Source organism: Acidovorax delafieldii 2AN, assembly GCF_000175235.1.
In the GTDB taxonomy this organism is placed as follows: domain Bacteria; phylum Pseudomonadota; class Gammaproteobacteria; order Burkholderiales; family Burkholderiaceae_C; genus Acidovorax; species Acidovorax delafieldii_B.
In genome coordinates, this window is sequence record NZ_ACQT01000220.1 from 1 (window position 1) to 5,862 (window position 5,862).

5 protein-coding genes and 1 pseudogene are annotated in these 5,862 nt (G+C 68.1%); 2 read left to right on the forward strand and 4 right to left on the reverse strand.

The window, feature by feature from the left end; genetic code table 11:
- The 4 genes from ACDELDRAFT_RS18145 to ACDELDRAFT_RS18160 form a co-directional block, all read right to left on the reverse strand.
- On the reverse strand, window positions 1–443 hold a 443-nt coding region (locus tag ACDELDRAFT_RS18145; protein ID WP_005799450.1), incomplete at its 3' end, for an MmgE/PrpD family protein.
- A gap of 50 nt (window positions 444–493) precedes the next feature.
- Window positions 494–1,684 carry a CaiB/BaiF CoA transferase family protein gene (locus tag ACDELDRAFT_RS18150; protein WP_005799451.1) on the reverse strand — a complete coding sequence of 397 codons (1,191 nt, stop codon included), beginning with the start codon at window positions 1,682–1,684 and terminating at the stop codon, window positions 494–496.
- Window positions 1,685–1,845: 161 nt separating this feature from the next.
- On the reverse strand, window positions 1,846–3,006 hold the full coding sequence (locus ACDELDRAFT_RS18155; RefSeq protein WP_005799452.1) for an acyl-CoA dehydrogenase family protein: 1,161 nt from the start codon (window positions 3,004–3,006) through the stop codon (window positions 1,846–1,848).
- A 71-nt stretch (window positions 3,007–3,077) separates the two neighbouring features.
- A complete protein-coding gene (locus ACDELDRAFT_RS18160) occupies window positions 3,078–3,983 on the reverse strand; it encodes an FAS1-like dehydratase domain-containing protein (RefSeq protein ID WP_005799453.1) in 906 nt (301 codons plus the stop codon).
- A gap of 193 nt (window positions 3,984–4,176) precedes the next feature.
- Between ACDELDRAFT_RS18160 and ACDELDRAFT_RS18165 the strand changes: the two are divergent.
- Window positions 4,177–5,095: pseudogene (locus tag ACDELDRAFT_RS18165) on the forward strand (SDR family NAD(P)-dependent oxidoreductase).
- Between the two features lie 189 nt (window positions 5,096–5,284).
- On the forward strand, window positions 5,285–5,862 hold a 578-nt coding region (locus tag ACDELDRAFT_RS18170; protein ID WP_005799455.1), incomplete at its 3' end, for an FAS1-like dehydratase domain-containing protein.

A 5,862-nucleotide genomic window follows, 5' to 3' on the forward strand; every position in this document is an offset into this window, starting at 1 on the left:
CCCAGAAATTCGCCCACGCGGATGCCGACCTCGTAGCCCGCCACGCAGGCCGCCATGAGCTGCGCGCCGCTGGCGCCGATGCTTTGCGCCACGGCCAGCGCGGGCGGGAAGACCACGGCCGCCGGGTGGAACACCGAGCCGTTGTGCACATCGTCCTGCTCGGCCACGTGCGAGGCGGCGGCATTGGCCAGCGCGGCCATCATGGGGCTGCTGGCGGCGCCGTGGCCGATCACCTCGGCCGGGCCGCTGGCAGGGCCTTGCGACAGGGCAAAGCGCGTGATGCTGGCCACGGGCCGCGCGCGGCAGCCGGCGAGCACGGAGCCGAACCAGTCCACCCACAGGTCTTCGGTGCGGCGCTGCACGGGCGCGGGCACGTCGCTCCATTGCAGCGTGGCGGCAAACTGGGCCAGGGGATGGATGGTGGCTTGGGTTTCTTGTTTCATTTCGGGCTCCAGTGCAGGTGTATCAAGCGCGGGTAGCTATGGTTTTTGCGTCAAAGAGGTTGCGGGGCCTGCAGGGCGTCGATCTGCTCGGCGCTCCAGCCCAGCCCGGCCAGAATGGCGGCGTTGTGCTGGCCCACGGCGGGCACGGCGTCCATGCGGTAATCGAACGCGCTGTTCACGCCCGGCGGCAGCAGGGCCGGGATGCGGCCCACGGGGGAATCCACTTCGCTCCAGCGCTGGCGTGCGGCCAGCTGCGGGTGCGCCCACAGGTCGGCCATGTCGTTCACGCGGGCGTTGGCGATGCCCGCTTGGTCCAGCCGCTCGACGACCTGGGCGGCGCTGAGCGTGGAGAACTCTTGCAGGATCAGCGCCTGCAGCGCGTCGCGGTGGGCGTTGCGCTGGCCGTTGCTGTCAAAACGCGCGTCCGTGGCCACTTCGGGGCGCTGCAGCACGGCGTCGCAAAAGGCCTTCCATTCGCGCTCGTTCTGCAGGCCCAGCATCACCGTCTTGCCATCGCCCGCCACGAACGGGCCATAGGGGTAGATGCTGGCGTGCGATGCGCCGGTGCGCGGCGGCGGCGGCGCGCCGTCAAAGGCGTAGTACATCGGATAGCCCATCCACTCGCCCATGGCTTCGAGCATGGACACGTCGATGTGGCTGCCCTCGCCCGTCTTGCCGCGCAGCAGCAGGGCCGACAGGATGTTGGTGTAGGCATACATGCCCGCGGCAATGTCGGCCACCGAGATGCCGGACTTGGATGGCGTCTCGGGCGTGCCCGTGACGGAGAGGAACCCCGCCTCGCTCTGGATCAGCAGGTCATAGGCCTTCTTGTCGCGGTACGGGCCGTCCGCGCCGTAGCCGCTGATGTCGCACACGATGAGCTTGGGGTTGTGCGCCTTCAGGGCTTCGTACGACAGGCCCATGCGCGCGGCGGCGCCGGGCGCGAGGTTCTGCACCAGCACGTCGGCGGTCTTGAGCAGCTGCAGCAGCGCGGCCTTGGCCTGCGGCTGTTTCACATCGAGCGCCAGGCTCTCCTTGCTGCGGTTGATCCAGGTGAAGTGCGACGACTGGCCCTTCACGCGCTGGTCGTAGCCGCGCGCGAAGTCGCCGCTGCCGGGGCGCTCCACCTTGATGACGCGCGCACCCAGGTCGGCCAGCTGGCGCGTGCAGAACGGCGCGGCCACCGCGTGTTCCAGCGAGACGACGGTGATGCCGTCGAGGGGGCGGATGGTTTTTGTCATGAGTCAGTCGTTCCCTGCATGAGCGCGGTGAGCGGCGCTTGCGACCGGCGCAACCCAACCTCAGGGACACCGAGGAAGGGCCGCCCCGCACCGAGGGTGTCGTCCCCCTCCCGCGAAGCGAGAGAGGGGGAAGGCGCGCAGCGACTCAGGGGGTGTTTCATTTAAAACGAACGGGGCAGGCCCAGGATGTGCTCGGCCACGTACGAATAGATCATGTTGGTCGAAATCGGCGCCACCTGGTACAGGCGCGTCTCGCGGAATTTGCGCTCGATGTCGTATTCGCACGCGAAGCCGAAGCCGCCGTGGGTCTGCAGGCAGACGTTGGCGGCCTCCCAGCTGGCCTTGGCCGCCAGGTACTTGGCCATGTTGGCCTCGGCGCCGGCGTTCTGGTGGGCGTCGATCTTCTCGCAGGCCTTCCAGCGCATCAGGTTGGCGGCTTCCAGCTCGATGAAGGCATCGGCAATCGGGAACTGCACGCCCTGGTTCTGACCGATGGGGCGGTTGAACACCACGCGTTCCTTGGCGTATTTGCTGGCCCGGTCGATGAACCAGTAGCCATCGCCAATGCACTCGGCGGCAATCAGCGTGCGCTCGGCGTTCAGGCCGTCCAGCAGGGTCTTGAAGCCCTTGCCCTCTTCGCCCAGCAACGCGTCCTCGGGGATCTCGAGGTTGTCGAAGAACAGCTCGTTGGTCTCATGGTTGACCATGTTCAGGATGGGGCGCACGGTGAGACCGTTGCCAATCGCCTGGTGCAGGTCGATCAGGAAGCAGCTCAGGCCGTCGGAGCGCTTTTTCACCTGATCGGCGGGCGTGGTGCGCGCCAGCAAAATCATCAAATCGCTGTGCTGGATGCGCGAGATCCAGACCTTCTGGCCGTTGATGACCCAGCGGCCATCCTTCCTGACGGCGCTGGTCTTGAGCTTGGTGGTGTCGCTGCCGGTGGTGGGCTCGGTCACACCCATGGACTGGATGCGCAGCTCGCCCGACGCGATCTTGGGCAGGTATTTCTGCTTCTGGGCTTCGCTGCCACTGCGCACGATGGCGTTCATCACGTACATCTGGCCGTGGCAGGCGCCGGAGTTGCCGCCGCTGCGGTTGATCTCTTCCATGATGACCGAGGCCTCGGCCATGGTCAGGCCCGAGCCGCCGTACTCCTGCGGAATCAGCGCGGCCATCCAGCCGGCCTGGGTCAGGGCATCGACAAAGGCCTCGGGGTAGGCGCGGGCCTCATCGACCTTGCGGAAGTATTCGTCAGGGTACTGGGCGCACAGAGCGCGCACGGCGTCGCGGATTTCCTGGTACTGGTCGGGCTGGTGGATCATGGTGGATTTCAAGTGTTTTTAGTCTCTGGCGCTGATGCAGCAAGCGCCAGCAGCTATGGATTTGGTAGTGTTCAGACCAGCGTGGCCGTGCCCTGCATGGTCAGCCAGCCCTCGTGGTCCTGGGCCCACAGCTCCACGGTCTTGCCGTCGCTGGAGGGCTTGCCGTGCACGCTGAACGGGTGCAGGTCGAACGTCGGTCGCACGGCGCGGAAGTCGAACGTGAGCACCTGCGCGCCGGGCAGGCTGCGGCGCAGCAGGTCCAGCAGCAGCGTGGCGATCAGCGGGCCGTGCACGATCAGGCCGGGGTAGCCCTCGACCTCGGTCACGTACTTGCGGTCGTAATGGATGCGGTGGCCGTTGAAGGTGAGCGCGGAATAGCGAAACAGCAGCACGTCGTCGGGCACGATGGTGCGCGACCAGGCGGCCTGGCCCTCCAGCGGCGGCTTTTGCGGCGTGGGCGCCGGGTCGCCGGGCTGGGCGGCGCTGCGGTAGACGATGTCGTGCTCCTCGGTCAGCGCCAGGCCCTGCGCGTTGCGGAACTGGTGCTGCACCAGCACGAAGAGCAGCTCGCCCGAGCGCCCCGCCTTGTGCTTGACGGACTGGATGGTGGAGGTGCGCTGCACCTGCTGGCCCACCTGCAGCGGGTTGGCACCATCTCCCTGCATTTCCCAGCGCAGGCGCCCGCCCGCCCACATGCGGCGCGGCAGCGGCACGGGCGGCAGAAAACCCCCGCGCTTGGGGTGCCCGTCCGGGCCGATCTCGCTCTGGCGCGCATGCGGCAGGAAGTACAGCCAGTGCCACAGCGGCGGCACGGTGGTGCCGGGGGCGGGCGCAGGGTCGTCGCGGTCCAGCGTGGCCGACAGCGCCGCGATGGGCGTGGCCGTGAGGGTGTCGCTCAGGGTTTCGCTTTGGCCCTGCCAGGTCTGCAGGTGCGCGAGCTGGGCGGTGTCGATGGTGGGTTCGGTCATGGTCGCCATCGTGCGGTCTGGCCGACACTCGCGCAATCCGCGTTTGTGAAAGCGCCTCTTCGGCGCCCATGAAGCCCCCGGGGTCTTCGCGCCGCTTTCATGGGGCCGAAGCCCGCCCTTGCGATTGCCGAATAGCGCGGGCGGCCCTTTGCCGTCATGCTCGCAGCCATTGATTTCCTATCGCAAACAAAGGACGACAGACATGGCGCAGAAGATGGTGCAGGACAAGGTGGTGGTGGTGACGGGGGGCTGGCGGCGGCATCGGGCGCGACATGGCGCTGGCGCTGGCCGCCGCCGGGGCCAAGGTGGTGGTGAACGACATCGGCACCTCCACCACGGGCGAAGGCACCGACGCCGGCCCCGCGCAGAAGGTGGTCGAGGAGATCAAGGCCGCCGGCGGCCAGGCCGTGGCCAACATGGACAGCGTGGCCGAGGCCGCCGCGGCGGGCCGCATCATCCAGTGCGCGCTGGACCACTTCGGCCGTATCGACGGCGTGGTCAACAACGCGGGCATCCTGCGCGACCGGTTCTTCCACAAGATGAGCCTGGACGAGTGGGACGCCGTGCTCAAGGTGCACCTGTACGGCAGCTACTACATGAGCCGCGCGGCCGCCAACCATTTCAAGGAACAGGAGAGCGGCGCCTTCGTGCACATGACCTCCACCTCGGGCCTGATCGGCAACTTCGGCCAAGCCAACTACAGCGCGGCCAAGCTGGGGCTGGTGGCGCTGTCCAAGTCCATCGCGCTGGACATGCAGAAGTTCCACGTGCGCTCCAACTGCATCGCGCCCTTTGCGTGGAGCCGCATGATCGGCTCGATCCCCACCGACACGCCCGAGCAGCAGGCGCGCGTGGCCAAGATCCAGCAGATGACGCCCAACAAGATCGCCCCGCTGGCCGTGTACCTGCTGTCGGACCAGGCCAAGGACGTGAACGCCCAGGTCTTCGCCGTGCGCAACAACGAGATCTTCCTGATGAGCCAGCCGCGCCCCCTGCGCTCGGTGCACCGCAGCGAAGGCTGGACGCCCGAGTTCATCGCCGAGCACGGCATGCCCGCGCTCAAGGCCTCGTTCGTGCCCATGGAGCGCTCGGGCGACGTGTTCTCCTGGGATCCTGTGTGACAGAGACAACCCCCTGAGGCGCTGCGCGCCTTCCCCCTTCTGTCGCAGCGCTGCGCGCTACGGGAAGGGGGACGCCACCAGCGCGGAGGGGCGGGGCGGCCAGCCCAGGCCCTTGCGCGGTGGCCGCTGGCCTGGGGACGCGCCAGTTGCATGGCGCGCTGGCAATACACAACCTTATGGACAACTGAGATGGCCATTGACTATCACCACCTGAAGGCGCGCGATTTTGGCGTGATCCGCCAGACGTACACCGAGCGCGACACCATGCTTTACGCGCTCAGCCTCGGGCTGGGCAACGATCCGCTGAACGCCAGCGCGCTGCCCTTCGTCTACGAGGGGCTGGAAGGCGGCCTGCGCGCCCTGCCGTCGCAGGCCGTGGTGCTGGGCTACCCGGGCTTCTGGGCGCGCGAGCCGGACACGGGCATCGACTGGGTCAAGCTCCTGCACGGCGAGCAGCGCATGCGCCTGCACCGCCCACTGCCCGCGAGCTGCGAGGTCGTGGGCCACAACCGCATCACGCACCTGACCGACAAGGGCGAGGGCAAGGGCGCCATCATGGTGACCGAGCGGCGCCTGGAAACCGCCGCCGGCGAGCTGCTGGCCACCGTGCAGCAGGTGAGCTTTCTGCGCGGGGATGGCGGCTACAGCCAGCAGGGCGGCGGCCAGCCCAGCGACACACCGCTGCCCGCGCTGCAGCCCACGCCGCAGGACCGCGCGCCCGACTTCACCGACACCCAGCCCACCCGCCCCGAGGCGGCGCTGCTCTA